Genomic DNA, 18,465 nt, shown 5'->3' with positions numbered 1-18,465 from the left:
TTTCCTGACCCATGACAAATTTGAGTACCCGAGCCGAGCAATTGGCTGCATTTGATCGATTATTGACCATCATGGATGAGCTTCGGGCTCAGTGTCCCTGGGACAAAAAGCAAACGACTGAAAGTCTCAGACATTTGACCATAGAAGAGACCTTTGAATTATCAGACGCCATTCTCGATGGAAACCCCGAAGAGATCAAAAAAGAATTGGGCGATATTTTATTGCACATTGTATTTTATGCCAAAATCGGGTCTGAGGAAGGTAATTTCGACGTGACCACCATGATCAATGCCCTTTGCGAAAAACTTATCAGGCGCCATCCCCATATTTATGCTGATACCAATGCAGAAGACGAGGAGGCTGTGAAGCAAAACTGGGAGAAAATAAAACTCACTGAGAAAGGTAATAAATCCGTGCTCGGAGGAGTTCCAAAATCACTCCCCGCACTGATCAAAGCCATGCGGATTCAGGAAAAAGCGCGTGGAGTTGGATTTGACTGGGAAGAAAAAAACCAGGTCTGGGAGAAAGTAGAGGAGGAAATGCAGGAATTCAAAGAAGAGTTCAATGCCACAGGCGAAAAGGAAATCAATCCCGAGAAAGCCAGCGGAGAATTTGGAGACCTGTTATTTTCCCTGATCAATTATGCGAGATTTATAGACATCAATCCTGAGGAAGCTTTGGAACGAACCAATAAAAAATTCATCAAACGCTTTCAATACCTAGAAACAGCGGCAAAGGAGTCAGGGAAAACACTAAGTGAAATGACCTTGGCAGAGATGGATGTGTATTGGAATGAAGCGAAATCAAAAGCTGAAGGCTAAGATCAAAAACCTAAAAGTTCCTCTTTAGACTTAATATTAAAAACTTGATACTTGAAAATATTATGGCAAATCAAATCATCTATACCCGAGAAGCTCCGGAGCCGATTGGGCCTTATTCCCAGGCAGTTTTAGCCGGTAACACACTTTATGTCTCAGGACAAATTGCGCTGGATGCAGATACCGGAGAACTGATCAATGAGAATATCACCGAGGAAACCCATGCAGTGATGAAAAACCTGGAAGCCGTACTTCGGGCAGCAGATTTTACCTTTCACGATATTGTAAAATGCACCATCTTTATTAAAAGCATGGATGAGTTTGGTACCATCAATGAAGCTTATGGACAGTACTTCAAAGCGAACCCACCAGCACGGGAAACAGTAGAAGTCAGCAAGCTTCCCAAAAACGTAAACGTGGAAATATCCTGCATAGCCGTCAAATAACTTGAACCTTTTACCATACGATAGCGAAACCTTAGTCAGCTCCCACCCCAAGGAGGAGGTACTCTATTACCTAAACCGGGTCACCCGCGAGGTCAACTATCTGGATAAAAGATCACAAAAGAAATCAGATGCGGTGTTCAATGGCATCGTAGGTCAGAATGGATTCCGTATTTCCAAGGTTGTGGACAAGAGCGACACCTTTCTCCCCTTGCTGCTGGGAAAAATAGAGGACACGCCTAGAGGAAGCATCATTTTCATTGATTATAAGTTATTCCCAGGCGCTTTGTTTTTCCTGATTTTTTGGACTGTGGTTCTTCTAGCCTTCACCGCTTTGTATGTTTTCTTGATTCCGAATTACACCTATGCCATTATTTGCAGTGGCTTAGGTTTGAGCAATTACTTTCTGGCCATTTACTTTTTCAATAGACAGGTAAAAGCATCCCGAAAAGTCTTCCACCAATTGATCAATTTTCAGATGAAGGATTAAATGCCTGCACTTTAGGGAAAAAAGCCTCCAGCCCTTAATTTAGCGAGCTGAAATCACAACAATAAAACTCAAGCTATGAGCATTCGAATAGAAAAAGACACCATGGGGCCTGTAGAGGTACCTGCGGACAAATACTGGGGCGCCCAGACCCAGCGGTCAATCAACAATTTCAAAATTGGAGGCGAAAAAAACCGCATGCCCATTGAAATCATCCGGGCATTTGCCATTTTGAAAAAAGCCGCTGCTCAGACCAATGCTGAACTGGGGGTTTTAGAACAGGAAAAGTCTGACATCATCGGTAAGGTATGTGATGAAATTCTGGAAGGAAAACATGACGAGCAATTCCCGCTGGTAGTTTGGCAGACCGGTTCCGGTACCCAGTCCAACATGAACTCAAATGAGGTAATTGCCTATAGAGCTCATGTGCTATTGGGAGGCTCTCTAGAAGATGCCAAAAAGAAAATCCACCCTAATGACGATGTAAACAAATCCCAGTCTTCCAATGACACCTATCCTACCGCTATGCACATTGCTGCATATAAAATGGTGATGGAAACTACCATCCCAGGTGTGGAAAAGCTAAGAGATACTTTAGCCCAAAAAGCCGAAGCATTTAAAGATGTGGTGAAAATCGGACGTACGCATTTCATGGATGCTACCCCGCTTACGCTAGGCCAGGAGTTTTCTGGCTATGTGGCTCAACTCAACCATGGATTAAAAGCATTGAGAAATACACTTTCCCACCTTTCAGAATTAGCATTGGGAGGAACAGCGGTAGGAACTGGTCTTAATACTCCAAAAGGATATTCTGAGCTAGTTGCAAAGAAAATCGCTGAGCTTTCTGGACAGCCTTTCGTGACAGCAGAAAATAAATTTGAAGCACTTGCTGCTCACGATGCCATGGTGGAGTCTCACGGAGCCCTGAAGCAATTGGCGGTTTCTTTGATGAAAATCGCTAATGACGTAAGGATGCTGTCCTCAGGCCCTAGATCAGGCATTGCAGAGATATTAATCCCCGAAAATGAACCTGGTTCCTCTATCATGCCTGGAAAAGTAAACCCTACCCAGGTGGAAGCCTTGACGATGGTGGCTGCTCAGGTAATGGGAAATGACGTAGCGATTTCCGTAGGTGGCGCCACAGGGCATTTTGAACTGAATGTCTTCAAGCCATTGATCGCAGCAAATTTCCTTCAGTCAGCCCGACTGATCGGAGATGCTTGCGTTTCCTTCAATGACAACTGTGCTGTCGGAATCGAGCCAAACACGCCGATGATCCAAAGACATCTGGAGAACTCGCTGATGCTAGTCACTGCCTTGAATACCCATATAGGCTACGAAAATGCTGCTGCCATTGCCAAAAAAGCCCATAAAGAAGGCACAAGCCTAAGAGAAGCTGCTATCGCTTTGAACTTACTCACGTCTGAGCAATTTGATGAATGGGTGAAGCCAGAGGAAATGACTGGGAGTTTGAAGTAAATTAGGTCTATCCCTAATAATAAAAATGGCCCCGTCAGAGCTGATGGGGCCATTTTTATTAGATTAATTAGCCAAATATTCACTTACTCATTCGGCGTCAGCGGATTAGACTTTCTGATTAAGCCGTCTGGTAATTCCCCTTCTGTACTCGCTACAATGGTACAAACTGTCGCGTCACCAGTTACATTTACCACCGTACGGAACATATCCAAAATACGATCCGGCGCAATAATCAATGCAATACCAGCCGCTGGAACTCCAATGGATTCCAACACAATAATCAACATAATCAATCCCGCTCCCGGAACTCCCGCAGATCCGATTGAAGCTAGCGTTGCAGTCAAAACTATCATCAACTGCTGGGTCAAACTCAAGTCCATTCCAAGAGCCTGGGCTATAAAAACAGCTGCCACACCTTGGTACAAACTCGTGCCGTCCATATTCACCGTGGCGCCGAGTGGCAACACAAAGCTAGAAACCTCTTCAGAAACCCCCAGCTCTTCCTCCACCTGCTTCATGGTCACTGGAAGAGTCGCAGAACTAGAACTGGTAGAAAAAGCCAACAATTGCGCAGGGCGAATGGCCTGGAAGAAATCCTTGTATTTAACCTTAGTGAAGGCCATCAATATTCCAGGATACACCACCAGTATCAGCGTAAACAACCCACCTACTACCACCAAAGTATATTTCAGCAAAGCCAATAGTAACTGTAATGCTGAATCCGGATTATCTCCGGCAATTTCCACGATCAGAGATGCCATCAAAGCAAATACCCCATATGGGGCTATCAACATAATGAAGTTCACGATCTGTATGATCACTTCGTTCATCCCGTCAAAAAACGCCACCACCGGATCAGCTTTAGCTTTGGGTATTTTCAGCAGGGCTATCCCTACCAAAATCGCAAAGAAAACCACCTGAAGCATGGCAGCATTGTCCGTGGTCGCACGAAACACGTTATCTGGAACTATATCCACCAAAGGCTGCAAGGGGCTTTGCTTTTGTAATTCTGCGGCTTGTCCCACCCTGGAGCCAGCATCTCCCTCGTAGAGACTCATGAGATTCTCCCGGGTCTCCGCGGGAAGACTTTTGCCGGGCTGGAATACATTGACCAAAATCAAGCCTATCGACACAGCAATAACAGTAGTACACAGGTAAGTAGCAATGGTTTTGCCGCCTATCCTGCTCAATTTAGAGACATCGCCCAAGTTGGAAACCCCTACAATCAGTGACGCCAACACCAGCGGCACTGCGATCATTTTAAGTGAGTTAATGAAAATAGTCCCAATCGGCTTGATGAAATCGATCGTAAAGGAATTCGGTATGGAAGTCTTGATGATGACCAAGCCAAAGATCAGTCCAAGCACAAGCCCGATGATGATCTTGGTATGTAAGGGTATTTTTCTAAGCATATATATTTGGGTTAAAAGTCCTGCAGTTTATTGCTTTTTGCCAACAAAATGTAATCGACTATGACCAAGGCAGCCATAGCTTCCACAATCGGTACAGCTCTAGGCACTACGCACGGATCATGACGTCCCTTTCCTGAAACTGTCACTGCCTCACCGGATTCATTTACTGACTCCTGATCTATCATAATGGTAGCTACGGGCTTAAAGGCCACATTGAAATAAATATCTTCCCCATTAGAAATCCCGCCTTGGATTCCTCCGGAATAATTGGTTTTGGTTTTCACTGCATCTCCTTCTTGCACGAAAGCATCGTTGTGCTCAGAACCTCTCATTTTCACACCTTCAAAACCGCTTCCATACTCAAATCCTTTCACTGCATTGATCCCGAGCATGGCTTTGCCCAGCTCAGCATGCAATCGGTCAAATACCGGCTCTCCGATTCCCGCAGGTGTATTTTTGATCACGCAGCTGACCACTCCTCCTATGGTGTCCCTGTCCTTTCGCACTCCATCTATCAAATCAATCATTTGGGCCGCAGTCTCCGGGTCTGGACAGCGAATGATATTTTCTTCTGCTTTTGCCAAGTCCAACTCCCCGTAGTGCTTCTCCAACTTCAAGTCGCCCACCTGGGATACAAAAGCCTGTATGGATATGCCTTTGGTCTCGAGTAGTTGCTTTGCAATAGCTCCAGCAGCCACCCTTGCGGCAGTTTCTCTGGCAGAGCTTCTTCCTCCACCCCTATAATCCCTGATTCCATACTTGGTAAAGTAAGTATAGTCTGCATGAGATGGGCGGAATTTGTCCGAAATATGCGAGTAATCCTTACTCTTTTGGTCGGAGTTATTGATCACTATTCCGATGGGAGTACCTGTGGTTTTTCCCTCAAATACCCCAGATTTGATCTGGATCTCATCTTCCTCCTTGCGCTGGGTGGTAATTTTGGACTGACCTGGTTTGCGCCGCTGCATTTCAGCGATTATCTTACTTTCATCAAGTTCCAGTCCTGCCGGGCACCCTTCTATGATTACCCCTAAAGCTTGCCCATGAGACTCACCAAAAGTGGTGATCTTGAATAGCTTCCCAAATGAATTACCCATTATTTCTTTCTGATTATCAATAGTGCCAATAAACCAACTGCTAGCAAAAGAAGTACGTTGATTGCGGCTGTAAAATAGTACTTATATTTCTCGTTTAAAAACCTGTTGTCTTCGCTGGAAATCCGATCATAAAGCCCTCCCAGGCGCTGGCTAGAGATTGCTTGGTTCACTTTACTTTCACCTACCACCGTGATTTGAGCAGCGGGCTTCAGCGTATCATACACGGCTTTTTCGGGGTCGAAGTAAATCCATTCGAAGTTATTGGCCAAATCCACTTCACCTGCCTCGTTTATAGTAATGTAATAATTAAACTCTTTGATCCCTGATACTCTTCCATACCCGCGATTGATTTGCTGTCTTACATTTGGGTCGTAGGTATTGATATTGGCCGAAGAAACCCGCTTAGGAGCCGAAATCGCATTGATATTCCCTACCCCGGTAATCCCAAAGCTGTAATCAAACCCTTGCCCGGTTTCCACTTCAATATTCTTGATGTTCTCTCTGAGTTGGAATTGACCTACGCTCACTTCATTTTTGAGTGGATGCGGAGGAAGGGGTTTTACTGTGATGGTTTTGGGGTTGGAATAGAAGGTTTTGAAATCTTCCTGTCGATTTGCACCAAAGAAAGTAGGATTTTTCGCCACCCGGTATTTTATCATCTCCCAGGGAATCTGGGGAATCTCTATTTGTCCATCAGAAAAGGGGAAAAATGTAGCTTCATACACTTTAAATTTTGTCCAGCGTTTGCCATTGATGGTGACTTGTTCTGGCTCTATATTGGTAATGTTGAAGTTTTCCTCCCAGGCATTTGCTGGCTTGATTTTCTTCAGAATATCATCCAATTGCCTGCCAGGCTCATGAAACTGAAAAGGTGCCTGATTTGCCTCCGACATGTAAAATGCCAAGCTAAGATTAAAACCTTCCCCCTGATAGACCTCCTCTTTGTCCACAGAAACTGAGAAAAATGCATCATCGTCCAGTTCCACATATTCAGGCTCGGAAGCTTGTGATCTTCCAAAAAAGTCTGCAAATGGATCTACGGAATTTCTCCCACTTCTCCCAGAGCTTACTGCAGGATCTCCCACGGTAATGGTCTTGCCGGGCGAGGAATAATTTTTACCATTGATAGCCACCTCGAAGGAAGGCAAAGTAAACTCTCCCTTGCGGGAAGGCTTATAGTATTGAATAATGCTATTGGTACTACTCATCTGACCATTGATCAGATTCATAGAAGAGGACTGGGAAATTCCCTGCTTCTGAAAGCTGGGGATATCAGGAAACTGGTCGTAAGACTTGATTTTTTCGTTACTGAGGGTTACTTTGATAGTGAAAGTTTCGTTCAGTCCGATCTCATCCGAGCCCAGCTCTATCTCGACTTCCTGAGCCAGGGTTATTCCAGAAATAAGGAAAAAACCACATACGAAAAGGAATTGGATAAGCGTTTTAATCATAATTGCGAAAATAGGGATTTTCTACTCTTTGAATTCTAAAATAACGCAACATCTCTGTAAATGACTTCGTATCGAAACTTAAAATCAGTTAATAAACCCTTAAACTCTTTAGACTATGATCGAATATGTGAAGACTATCTTACAAAAGGTCAGCTTTTCCAAGTATTTGTTTGAACGGGAGCTGAAAAAAGGCTTAAGCTTAATTAGCCCGATAGAGCTAAATGAATTTAAAGACTGGTGTTACCTGATGTTTGGCAAAATTCACAACCCCATTTTAAATCGCTATTTCGAACCCGCGATTTAATGTCAAAAGCCCCGATCATCTCTGACCGGGGCTTTCTTTATTGTGGTAGTTGGAAATAATTCTAATTAATCTTTGGTGGCAAAATCCGGATAAGCTCTCATGCTGTGCTCGTTGATATCCAGGCCTTCTGTCTCCTCTTTTTCATCCACTCTGATCCCTACTGTCTTTTTCATCACAAAGAAGATTACCCCTGAGAAAATCACACAGAACACACCCACAGACACTACTCCGATCAACTGGGAGATAAACTGACTCATACTCGCCAAGTCGCCGAATATCCCCACGGCCAAAGTCCCCCAGATACCACCTACTAAGTGAACCGAAATAGCTCCCACAGGGTCATCTACTTTGATCTTGTCAAAGAACACTACTGCGAAAACGATCAATCCACCACCTACTAATCCGATGATGACAGAAGAAGTCACCCCCATCTGATCCGCACCAGCCGTGATCCCTACCAAGCCGGCAAGTATCCCGTTCAGCACCATGGTGATATCGTAAGTTTTAAACATCAAATAGGAAACAATCAATGCTCCAAAAGCTCCCGCTGCGGCTGCCAAACTGGTGGTCACAAAAACCTTGGACACCAATCCTGGATCTGCACTCAATACAGAACCTCCATTGAAGCCAAACCAGCCAAACCATAGCAGGAACACACCAAAGGTGGCTAAGGGAATATTATGTCCCGGGATAGCCGTCATGCCTCTAGAAGTGTATTTGCCTAGCCTCGGCCCTAGCAAAGCTGCTCCTACTAAAGCTCCCCAGCCCCCCACAGAGTGTACTATGGTAGAGCCCGCAAAATCATAAAATGAAGTATCCAAAGCATCTAGGAAGCCTCCGCCCCATTTCCACATACCTACTATAGGATAGCAAATCGCCACATAGAGCACTGAAAAGAAGATAAATGGCCCCAATTTGACACGCTCAGCCACTGCTCCAGATACGATAGTCGCCGCCGTAGCTGCAAACATGGCCTGGAAAATAAAATCTGTGAAGAAGGTATAGCCCTCATTATAGTTACTAGTGTCCCAGCCTTCAGGAAGGGGAAGCCCAAATCCGGCAAAACCAAAAAAGGATCCGGCATAGTCAGCGCCCGGGTACATTAAATTAAAGCCCACGAAGGCATAACTCAATAAGCCTATCGCCGGAATAATGGTGTTTTTAAATAAAATATTAACAGTGTTTTTAGATCGGGTAAGCCCCGCTTCCAAACTGGCAAATCCCAAGTGCATGATGAAAACCATAGTGGTGGCGATCATCATCCATAAGTTATTGACGGTAAATAATTCTTGCATTAGTATTAATAGGTTCGGTGGTTGAATAAATAAGATTAAAGTGCGTTTTCGCCCTTATCGTTGTTTCTCACGCGATAGGCTTCCAGCACGTCGTACACGAAGATTTTTCCATCTCCTATCTCTCCGGTTTTGCCTTCAGTCAGGATGCACTTGATCACAGGCTCTACCAATTCCTCTACGGTTACGATTTCGATTTTAGTCCTTGGGATGTAAGCCGGCTCGTAAGGCACACCTCGGTACATTTCCTGTCTGGCATGCTCCAGGCCCATACCTTTCACTTCATAAAAGGTCAGAAACTTAACTCCCAGCCCTGCCACGCATTTGTGTATCTGGTCAAAGCGTGAAGTCCTGATAATCGCTTCAATCTTTTTCATTTTTTCAATTGGTTAAATGGTTTTTTGAGATTACGGCATGAAAGTAAGGAGAAAATTAAATATTCTTCATATCAAGGGTAATTTTTTACCCACTTCCTCATCAAATCATGCAGCTAAAAGCATTTTTATGGTATTTTGAAAACCAACAATCCATTTATAGACAGTAAACTCATCAAATTAGGGTTTTCACATAAACCAACCCCACCTCATGAAAGACCAAGTCTATCTTGTTTGCCTCAGTTAAAAACCTAATTTTGCTTGCTGTTTTATTAAACCTACTATGAATCAGAAACCAACCTTACTTGTACTAGCAGCCGGAATGGGCAGCCGCTATGGCGGCAACAAACAAATCGATGGCTTTGGGCCCAATGGCGAAACAATACTGGAATATTCAATTTTTGATGCCATCAGAGCCGGTTTTGGCAAGGTGGTTCTTATCGTACGGGAAGAAATCTTAGAGGAAGCCAAAGAGATTTTCCTACCCAAACTGGAAGGTAAAATAGAAGTGGACTGGGTGATCCAATCCCTGGACAGCTTCGTACCGGAAGCGCTGAAGCAGGCTGACCGAAAAAAGCCTTTTGGCACAGCGCACGCGGTTCTTTGTGCCAAGGACACGATCAAAGAACCATTCGCAGTAATCAATGCAGATGATTTTTACGGCAAAGAGGCTTTTGATGCTATAGGAAAATTCCTCAAAACTGAAGTAAAACCAGACTTACACGCTATGGTCGGTTATGCAATACAGAATGTACTTTCTGAGAATGGCACAGTGAGCCGAGGAGTCTGCGAAACCAATGAAAAAGGCCACTTGATCGGCATGGTAGAAAGGACTTCTATTGCCCGTGAGGACGGGAAAATCTTAAGTAAAGGTGAAAACGAAGTTTTAGAAATCACAGAAAATACGCCGGTTAGTATGAACTTCTGGGGATTCCATCAAGATGTCTTTGCTGACATTGAGAAAATGTGGAATGAATTTCTCCCTGCAAACCTCGAAAACCTGAAATCAGAATTTTATATTCCTACAGTCGCCAATAATTTAATCCAGGCCGATGAAGCCGCATTTGAAATCCTGGAAAGAGGCAAGATCTGGTTCGGGGTCACATACACCGAAGACAAACCTGTGGTGATAGAATCACTGAAAAAGCTGCATGATTCCGGTGAATACCCGGAGAAATTATGGAATTGATTTAAAAGAGGCTTCGGCCTCTTTTTTTTGCTCATTACTTCAACACCCCATTCTCCACTCCAAAGAAAACCACCTCTGAGTCCAATTCCGATAAAATTTTCTTTGATCTCTCAGGTCTCGCATCGGTCAAAAATATCTGCCCAAATGTATGCGCGGAAATCAAGTCCATTAATTGCTCAATCCGCTGGTCGTCCAGCTTATCAAAGATATCGTCCAGCAGCAAAAGTGGCTTTTCATTCCGGTCTCTTTCGAAAACCTGAAACTGAGCAAGCTTCAGCGCTATAATAAAGGACTTTTGCTGGCCCTGACTCCCGATTTTCCGGATGGGATGCGCTCCGATCAAAAAACTGAAATCGTCTTTATGGATCCCCGCATTACTGTTTTTGGTGATGAAATCCTTTTTTCTCAAATTTTTGAAATAGGATTCAAATTCGGTGTTCAAAGCTTCCGTCTCATACACTATGCTCACCTGCTCCTGTCCCTGAGAAATTTCCGAATAATGGCTCTGCAGCAGTGGAGCTACTTCTTGGAGCAGAGCATTCCTACGAACCGCCAACTTTCCGCTCAACTCAATTAACTCCGCATCATAGCTATCCAGCAAGGTAAGGTCTCTTCTGCCCGTCTCCGCAAACTGTTTTAGCAGAGCATTGCGCTGCTTCAGGAAATGATGGTAGCGGATCAATTGGTCCAGATAGCTGTGATCCAGCTGAGAAAGCAACCCGTCAAAGAACTTTCTCCTTCCCTCACTCCCACCTTTGATGAGCTCTGTATCATCAGGAGCAATCAGCACCAGCGGCAAAAGCCCCACGTGCTCACTGGCTTTACCCAGGGCCTTCCCATTTTGATAAATCTGTTTTTTCTTGCCTAGCTCCACCGTACATCTCACTTCCAGGGGTTTTTGCCCTAGCTCAAACTGCCCCTTGATCGCAAAGAAGTCCCGCTCATGCATCACATTTAAGCTATCACTGGACTGCACCGCACTTTTGGTCAGTGACAGGTAGTGGATTCCATCGAGAATATTGGTTTTGCCGCTACCATTCAGCCCTACTATGCAATTGATTTCCTGGGAAAATTGCATTTGCGTTTTTTCATGATTTTTAAATTGGAGCAGTTCCAGAGACTTCAGGTACATGTAGTAGGGTAATTATTTCGGCGGGAGCCTGATTTTTAGGAGAGGTTGGTTATATTTGAGGCCTAAAATAGCATATTTTGATCATTACGATATGGCAAAGAGAACTGCAGCAACGAAGTCAAAAGTAAAATATTCGAAGGAAACCTACTCCTACTGGTATGAGAGCATGCTCTTAATGAGGAGGTTTGAGGAAAAAGCCGGACAACTTTACGGACAACAAAAAATCAGAGGATTCTGTCATTTATACATCGGCCAGGAGGCATGTGCTTCCGGAGCTATCACTGCATTGACCAAAGATGACAAGTGGATTACAGCATATCGCTGCCATGCACATCCGCTTGGACTGGGCACAGATCCAGGAGCAGTGATGGCGGAGCTATTTGGTAAAGCTACAGGCACTACCAAAGGCAAAGGTGGCTCCATGCACATTTTTGACAAGGAGAAAAACTTTGTAGGAGGTCATGGTATAGTAGGAGCTCAGGTTCCTATGGGACTGGGACTGGGCTTTGCGGAGAAATATAAAGGAACCAAAAACCTGGCGATTTGCTACATGGGTGATGGGGCTGTGAGACAAGGGGCTTTTCACGAAGCACTAAACCTGGCCATGCTCTATAAAACTCCCGTGATTTTCGTAATCGAAAACAACGGCTACGCCATGGGTACTGCTGTGAAGAGATCTTCGAATGTAGAAGACCTTTCTACACTGGGCGAATCCTATGATATGCCATCATTTGCGGTGGACGGTATGAATGTGGAAGCGGTGCACGAGGCAGTAGCTGAGGCAGCTGATAGAGCGAGAAGAGGCGATGGCCCTACTTTGCTGGAATTCCGAACTTACCGATACAAAGGCCACTCCATGTCTGATCCTCAAAAATACAGAACCAAAGAGGAAGTAGAAGAATACAAGCAGCGCGATCCAGTAGAACAAGTGCTGGCAACCATCAAGGAAAATAAAATCCTAACTGATGAGGAAATAGATACTATTGTAAAAAATGTAAAGCAAAAAGTTTTGGACGCAGTGAAATTCGCTGAAGAATCCCCTTGGCCTGACGGACAGGATGCGTTCAAGGATGTGTACATTCAGGAAGATTATCCATTTGTAATGGAGTAGTCCAAAATAAAACCACTGAAAAGCCATGAAAGCTTGATGTTTTCATGGCTTTTTTTTGGAACTTTGTGGAAAATATAAAAACCGTATATTTGCGGCTGAAATTTGAGTAGCATGGCAACGAAACAAACTAAAAGAGTACAACCTGAGCATCACAATGAGCTATTGGAAGATCCTTCCGAAATCGCTTCAAGACTAAGTAAAGGGGAGACTTTTTTAAAGCAAAATAGCAAGGTACTAGCAGGCGTATTGATCGCTGCAGTGATTTTGATAGGCGGGATTCTTTTCTTCCAGATCAATACCCAGAATAATAATGAAACGGCGCAAAAGGAGATGTTCCAGGCCGTATATTTCTACGAGCAGGACAGCGTGCAGCTGGCTTTGAACGGAGATGGCATTAACTCTGGCCTCTTGGAGATAGTGGATGAATACCCAAGAACTGATGCGGCAAACCTAGCCCACTTCTATATCGGGTCTATTTACCTGTCTGAAAGAAACTATCAGGATGCTCTGGCACACCTTGAGCAATTCTCATCAGACGACTACCTAGTACAGGCAAAGGCTTACTCTCTGATCGGCGACGCACAAATGGAGCTTGGAAACACTGCTGAGGCTATTTCCTTCTACAAGAAAGCCGCCAACTACAATGAGAATGATTATTTTACGCCAAAATACCTGAACAAACTGGCTATCGCTCAAGAAGCTGCCGGTGATCTATCTGCAGCTATTGCTACCTATACCGAGATAGAGAACAAGTACTTTGAGTCTTTTGAGTACGCTACAGCACGAAAACAAAAAGCACGCTTAGAAGGCCTTGCCGCTAAGTAATGCTTGCATTTATAGCATCACTAGAAGAGTAAGGCCTTAGGTCTTACTCTTTTTTTGTTTAATTCAAAACCACCTTTTCACAGATTTAACCAGATCCTATATCTTGGCCTTCTACTCATTTCTTGATACTTGATACTTGATACTTGATACTTGATACTGACAATCTCTGAATACAAGTCCCGGTTCTTTAATCTAAAAAATTAAAATTATGGCAACATCACTAAAAAGCCTAAGCGAACATTCTTCAAAAAATATCCTAGATATCAGCTCCAAAAAATTCGGCATCATAGTTTCAGAATGGAATGAAGAAGTCACCGAAGCCCTGTATTCTGGCGCGTATGAGACACTAAAGCAGCATGGCGCAAAATCGGAAAACATTATCCGTAAAAATGTTCCTGGCTCCTTCGAATTGACGCTGGCTTCTCAATGGCTGGCTCAGCTTGAAGAAATAGATGCAGTCATTTGCCTGGGATGTGTCATTCAGGGAGAAACTAAGCACTTTGATTTTATATGCGATGCTGTAGCACATGGCATCACCAATGTGGGACTGAAGTACAATAAACCGGTGATCTTCGGTGTACTTACTCCAGACACCCAGCAGCAGGCCTTAGATCGGGCAGGAGGAAAACATGGAAACAAAGGCGATGAAGCCGCCATCACCGCAATAAAAATGCTGGGATTTTAACAAAAAACCTATAAACCTATAACATACTGAACCTTATGAAAATCATGAAATTTGGAGGCACTTCTGTGGGCCGTCCAGAACGCATGCACCAGGTAAAAGACCTGATCACCCGTGGTGATGAATCAAAAATCGTGGTACTTTCTGCTCTTTCCGGCACAACCAATGCCCTGGTGAGCATAGGAGAAGCATTGGCTTCTGCGGATAAAGTATTGGCAAAGTCAAGAATCGACGAACTCCATGCGCATTACAATGACTTTTACCCAAAATTAGTCTCTACCGATGCAGCTAGAGAAAAAGCGCTGGAAATCATCAAAGAGCACTTTGAGTTTTTGAACATTCTCTTGAAAATTTCATTCAATGAGGCCATCAACCGTGACATTCTGGCTCAGGGAGAACTGCTATCTACTAAGCTATTTCATACTCTACTAGAAGAGCAAAAAATCAAAGCGATCTTCCTACCTGCTTTGGATTTCATGAGTATTGATGAGAATTCTGAGCCGGAATTGCAGAAAATCTCAGATCGACTGAAGGCTATTCTTGCCCAGCACCCTGAGGAAACTATTTTCATTACCCAAGGCTTTATTTGCAAAAACCACCTGAATGAGGTGGATAATTTGAAGCGTGGCGGGTCTGACTACACCGCTTCACTCGTGGCCGCTGCTATCCAAGCTACTGCCTGCGAGATCTGGACTGATATAGACGGCATGCATAATAATGACCCTAGAATCGTGGATAAAACCCGTCCAATCGCCGAAATGTCTTTTGACGAAGCTGCTGAGCTTGCTTACTTCGGAGCTAAAATCCTCCATCCGGCATCTATCTGGCCAGCCCAGCAATTCAATGTGCCCGTGAAATTACTCAATACCATGCAGCCTGAAGCTCACGGAACGCTGATCAAAGCAGAAGTGGATTCGGTGGGCGTAAAAGCAATCGCTGCCAAAGACGGAATCACAGCCATCAAAATCAAATCAAGCCGCATGTTGTTGGCTTATGGATTCTTAAGAAAGGTGTTTGAGATTTTCGAAAAGTATAAAACTCCGATCGATATGATTACCACTTCGGAAGTGGCAGTATCAGTGACCATTGATGATTTGAGTCATTTGGAGCAAATTTTAGAAGAACTGAACACCTTCTGTAGCGTGGAAGTGGACCGGGACCAGACCATTATCTGTATCGTTGGAAATATGGTATCGGAAAGCAAAGGAGCAGTTCAATCCGTGATTGATTCGCTGATAGAATATCCTGTGAGAATGGTTTCCTTCGGAGGAAGTCGCCACAACGTTTCCGTGCTGGTAGATTCCAAATTCAAAAAAGAAGCACTTCAAAGTCTCAATCAAGACCTATTTACTTGGTAAAATACATAGCCGGCCTAGCGCCGGCTATTTTATTTAGACTGATTCTTATTACTTTTGGGGAATGTCAGTAGAAAACGATAAACCAGGCTTTCTTCAGCGCCTACAAACCAAGTGGAAATTGGACAGCCTGCTTAAGGTTGTGTTAGTGTTGGTGGTTTTTGCCTGTACTGGATTCACCATACTTTTTATTAAGAACCCAATCTTGAATTTTTTTGGAGTTGAGAAAGGCGGGTTTGTCAACACGATTCTTTATTTACTTTTAGTTCTACCGCTCTATCAGATCTTCCTGCTTATTTACGGTTTCATTTTCGGCCAGTTTAAGTTTTTCTGGGAAAAGGAGAAACAGATTTTCAGGAGGATAGGAGGATTGTTTTCGAAGAGAAAATAAGTCTATAACCGCAAAGCTCGCAGAGATTTTCGCAAAGATTCAATTGAGTTACTACATTGTCAATGAAAATCAGAGGGCTGGGTATATAAAATAAACCATATACTTAGACTGTGAAGGAGCGGAACTAGGTAATTCTCATAAATGCCATGGAAAAATTAGCGAACATACATCCGGGAGAAGTTTTGAATTTGGAATTTTTAGTGCCTTTAAATATTACTGCCTATCGATTATCCAAAGACCTAAACATCCCTCAAACTAGAATTTCAGAAATTATTAAAGGTAATCGCCGGATTACCGCAGATACAGCTCTCAGACTCAGTAAATATTTTGGAACCTCAGCTAAATTCTGGCTTGGCCTACAAAACGACTATGATATCGAAGAAGAAGCAGCTCAAAAAGAAAAAGAACTGAATCACATTAAGCACTTCGAAGAAAAGGATGTCGCTTAGCCTACTACTTAAGAAATCCTACTCCAGTTCACCGCAGTTTTCTTTTGCTGCTTGATCTGTCGTTGAATCGGGGCATTTTCCGGCTGAAGCAATTCTGGGTCATTTGCTAAAAGCTGCTGGGCTGCATCCCTCGCCAAGGTCAAAATCGGCGCATCCTTACTTAAATCAGCAATCAATAAATCCGTTATCCCACTTTGTTGAGTTCCCATCAGATCTCCGGGACCACGCAATCGCAAATCCACATCGGCAATCTCAAAACCATCATTGGTACGAACCATGGTTTCCAGCCGCACTCTTGAATCCTTAGAAAGCTCATACTTGCTCATCAGGATGCAGTAACTCTGCTCAGCGCCTCTTCCCACTCTTCCCCGCAGCTGATGCAACTGTGAAAGTCCAAAACGCTCTGCGTTCTCTATGATCATCACGGAGGCATTGGGCACATTCACACCCACTTCGATCACGGTGGTCGCAACCATGATTTTTGTTTCCCCTTTCACGAAGCGCTGCATTTCATACTCCTTAGCATCTGCTTTCATGCTTCCATTCACTATGCTGATTGGATAGTTAGGAAAAGCACGGGAAATACTTTCGAAGCCATCCATGACATTCTTCAAGTCCATCTTTTCAGACTCTTCGATCAATGGATAGACGATATAAACCTGCCTGCCTTTTTTAATTTCTTCATTGATAAAGCCAAAAACCTTCAAGCGATCTTTGTCATAGCGATGAACGGTCTGAATGGGTTTTCTCCCAGCTGGCATCTCATCGATCACAGACACATCCAAATCCCCGTAAAGCGTCATTGCCAATGTCCTGGGAATAGGAGTCGCTGTCATGACTAGTACATGAGGAATTAAGGCCTCATTCTTAGCCCAAAGCTTGGCCCGCTGTGCTACGCCAAATCGGTGTTGCTCATCGACGATTGCTAAAGCTAAGTTTTTAAACTGAACCACATCTTCTAGCAAAGCATGCGTTCCGATCAATATCTTTAAATCCCCGGACCTTAACATTTCATGGATCACTTTCCGCTCAGATTTCTTAGTAGAGCCGGTCAGCAAAGCAATTTTCAGCCCCATCATATCGGCAAATTCCTTCAAGCCTGCATAATGCTGTGTAGCCAATATCTCTGTCGGAGCCATCAGACAAGCCTGTGCTCCTGAACTGATCGCTATCAATGCACAGATAAACGCAACCATGGTTTTCCCGCTTCCTACGTCACCCTGGATCAAGCGATTCATCTGCTTCCCGGATTTCATGTCCACATAAGCTTCCCGGATTACACGCTTCTGCGCATTGGTGAGCTCGAAAGGAATATGATTGGTGTAAAACTCCGTGAGTAGCTCCGTATTGTTTAAAATCTGTCCGCGAAATTTCTCCGTCCGGGCAACTTTCATCATCAACAGTCGAAGCTGCAAATAGAAAAACTCCTCGAATTTCAGGCGTTTTCTGGCGCTCTGCAGGAGATTTGGTTCTGTGGGAAAATGGATCTGCCGAATGGCCTCCTTTTTCCCAATAAGCTGGTATTGCTGTAAAATCCTAGCAGAAATAGTCTCCTGAATATGTGGAAAGCACACCTGGACCAACTGCTCCATGATTTTGGAAATCCCTTTGGAATCCAAAAATCTGGCTCGGAGTTTCTCGGTAGTGGAATAGACAGGCTGGAAATTATTTCTTTTCTCATTAGCCGTGGTCAGCGGCTCCATCTCCGGGTGCGCGATACTCCATTTACGGCCAAACTGTGCCGGTTTTCCCAAAAACACAAAGACCCCACCGGTGACCAAGTGCTTCTGAACCCAAGCAATTCCTTTGAACCAGGTCATTTCCATTTCCCCGGTTTCATCTGCGACCTGAGCTACCAATCGCTTTTTATTGCCCATTCCTACCAATTCCACTTTGCGGATCTTGGCGATCACCTGCACAGATTCCATATCCGAATGCAGTTCCCGGATCTTAAAAAACTTCGTTCTATCCTCGTACCGAAACGGGTAATGCTGCAAGAGTTCACCGAAGGTGAAAATATTCAACTCCTTGTTGATCAGAGCGGCGCGCTGTGGGCCTACCCCTTTGAGAAATTCTATCTTGGTGTCAAAAAAACCGGACAAGGAAAATTGATTTTTGGCTTAGGACAAATTAAACCCACTCTGTGCAATTGCCAATAAAAAATGACTGGAATT

Annotated in this window: 18 protein-coding genes; 11 read left to right on the top strand and 7 right to left on the bottom strand. The window is 44.0% G+C overall.

Going from position 1 to position 18,465, the window contains the following annotated elements; translation table 11 throughout:
• Nucleotides 1–11 precede the first annotated feature (11 nt).
• The 4 genes from mazG to fumC all read left to right on the top strand — a co-directional run bounded on the left by mazG (nt 12) and on the right by fumC (nt 3,227).
• Nucleotides 12–821, top strand: coding sequence for a nucleoside triphosphate pyrophosphohydrolase (mazG, locus tag PBT90_RS00805; protein ID WP_264808462.1), 810 nt, complete (start codon nt 12–14; stop codon nt 819–821).
• Between the two features lie 62 nt (nt 822–883).
• A complete protein-coding gene (locus PBT90_RS00800; RefSeq protein ID WP_264808461.1) occupies nt 884–1,264 on the top strand; it encodes a RidA family protein in 381 nt (126 codons plus the stop codon).
• Nucleotide 1,265: 1 nt separating this feature from the next.
• Nucleotides 1,266–1,751 (top strand): hypothetical protein, encoded by a 486-nt coding sequence (locus tag PBT90_RS00795; RefSeq protein WP_264808460.1) that lies wholly within the window; start codon nt 1,266–1,268, stop codon nt 1,749–1,751.
• Nucleotides 1,752–1,826: 75 nt separating this feature from the next.
• Nucleotides 1,827–3,227 (top strand): class II fumarate hydratase, encoded by a 1,401-nt coding sequence (gene fumC / locus PBT90_RS00790; RefSeq protein WP_264808459.1) that lies wholly within the window; start codon nt 1,827–1,829, stop codon nt 3,225–3,227.
• An 83-nt stretch (nt 3,228–3,310) separates the two neighbouring features.
• Here fumC and PBT90_RS00785 read toward each other — a convergent pair whose 3' ends face one another.
• From PBT90_RS00785 to PBT90_RS00760, 5 genes are all read right to left on the bottom strand, one after another.
• Nucleotides 3,311–4,639: a dicarboxylate/amino acid:cation symporter gene (locus PBT90_RS00785; protein ID WP_264808458.1), complete on the bottom strand. Its 1,329-nt coding sequence runs from the start codon at nt 4,637–4,639 to the stop codon at nt 3,311–3,313.
• A gap of 11 nt (nt 4,640–4,650) precedes the next feature.
• Entirely contained in the window at nt 4,651–5,736 is a 1,086-nt protein-coding gene (aroC, locus tag PBT90_RS00780) for a chorismate synthase (RefSeq protein WP_264808457.1), read from the bottom strand.
• On the bottom strand, nt 5,736–7,187 hold the full coding sequence (locus PBT90_RS00775) for a BatD family protein (RefSeq protein ID WP_264808456.1): 1,452 nt from the start codon (nt 7,185–7,187) through the stop codon (nt 5,736–5,738). The genes aroC and PBT90_RS00775 overlap by 1 nt, the downstream gene beginning before the upstream one ends.
• A gap of 369 nt (nt 7,188–7,556) precedes the next feature.
• Complete coding sequence (locus tag PBT90_RS00765; protein WP_264808454.1) at nt 7,557–8,786, bottom strand: ammonium transporter; 1,230 nt, start codon at nt 8,784–8,786, stop codon at nt 7,557–7,559.
• 35 nt (nt 8,787–8,821) lie between these two features.
• Complete coding sequence (locus PBT90_RS00760) at nt 8,822–9,160, bottom strand: P-II family nitrogen regulator (protein WP_264808453.1); 339 nt, start codon at nt 9,158–9,160, stop codon at nt 8,822–8,824.
• A 280-nt stretch (nt 9,161–9,440) separates the two neighbouring features.
• Between PBT90_RS00760 and PBT90_RS00755 the strand changes: the two genes are divergently transcribed.
• Nucleotides 9,441–10,346 (top strand): nucleotidyltransferase family protein, encoded by a 906-nt coding sequence (locus PBT90_RS00755; protein WP_264808452.1) that lies wholly within the window; start codon nt 9,441–9,443, stop codon nt 10,344–10,346.
• A 34-nt stretch (nt 10,347–10,380) separates the two neighbouring features.
• Here PBT90_RS00755 and recF read toward each other — a convergent pair whose 3' ends face one another.
• Entirely contained in the window at nt 10,381–11,478 is a 1,098-nt protein-coding gene (gene recF, locus PBT90_RS00750) for a DNA replication/repair protein RecF (RefSeq protein ID WP_264808451.1), read from the bottom strand.
• Between the two features lie 91 nt (nt 11,479–11,569).
• Here recF and pdhA point away from each other — a divergent pair, with 91 nt between their 5' ends.
• The 6 genes from pdhA (at nt 11,570) to PBT90_RS00720 (ending at nt 16,291) form a co-directional block, all read left to right on the top strand.
• Nucleotides 11,570–12,589: a pyruvate dehydrogenase (acetyl-transferring) E1 component subunit alpha gene (pdhA, locus tag PBT90_RS00745; RefSeq protein WP_264808450.1), complete on the top strand. Its 1,020-nt coding sequence runs from the start codon at nt 11,570–11,572 to the stop codon at nt 12,587–12,589.
• A gap of 111 nt (nt 12,590–12,700) precedes the next feature.
• On the top strand, nt 12,701–13,414 hold the full coding sequence (locus PBT90_RS00740; RefSeq protein ID WP_264808449.1) for a tetratricopeptide repeat protein: 714 nt from the start codon (nt 12,701–12,703) through the stop codon (nt 13,412–13,414).
• A gap of 208 nt (nt 13,415–13,622) precedes the next feature.
• Nucleotides 13,623–14,099: a 6,7-dimethyl-8-ribityllumazine synthase gene (gene ribH / locus PBT90_RS00735; protein ID WP_264808448.1), complete on the top strand. Its 477-nt coding sequence runs from the start codon at nt 13,623–13,625 to the stop codon at nt 14,097–14,099.
• Between the two features lie 35 nt (nt 14,100–14,134).
• Complete coding sequence (locus PBT90_RS00730) at nt 14,135–15,454, top strand: aspartate kinase (RefSeq protein ID WP_264808447.1); 1,320 nt, start codon at nt 14,135–14,137, stop codon at nt 15,452–15,454.
• Between the two features lie 61 nt (nt 15,455–15,515).
• The gene (locus PBT90_RS00725; protein WP_270131088.1) at nt 15,516–15,842 is read left to right on the top strand and encodes a DUF6787 family protein; all 327 of its coding nucleotides are present in this window, start codon (nt 15,516–15,518) and stop codon (nt 15,840–15,842) included.
• Between the two features lie 146 nt (nt 15,843–15,988).
• Nucleotides 15,989–16,291: a HigA family addiction module antitoxin gene (locus tag PBT90_RS00720; RefSeq protein WP_264808445.1), complete on the top strand. Its 303-nt coding sequence runs from the start codon at nt 15,989–15,991 to the stop codon at nt 16,289–16,291.
• 8 nt (nt 16,292–16,299) lie between these two features.
• Here the strand turns inward: PBT90_RS00720 and recG are convergent, their stop codons facing one another.
• On the bottom strand, nt 16,300–18,393 hold the full coding sequence (gene recG, locus PBT90_RS00715; protein WP_264808444.1) for an ATP-dependent DNA helicase RecG: 2,094 nt from the start codon (nt 18,391–18,393) through the stop codon (nt 16,300–16,302).
• Between the last annotated feature and the right edge of the window lie 72 nt (nt 18,394–18,465).

This window comes from Algoriphagus sp. TR-M9, assembly GCF_027594545.1.
Taxonomy (GTDB): Bacteria; Bacteroidota; Bacteroidia; order Cytophagales; family Cyclobacteriaceae; genus Algoriphagus; species Algoriphagus halophytocola.
This window is presented reverse-complemented; position numbering and strand designations above follow the sequence as displayed.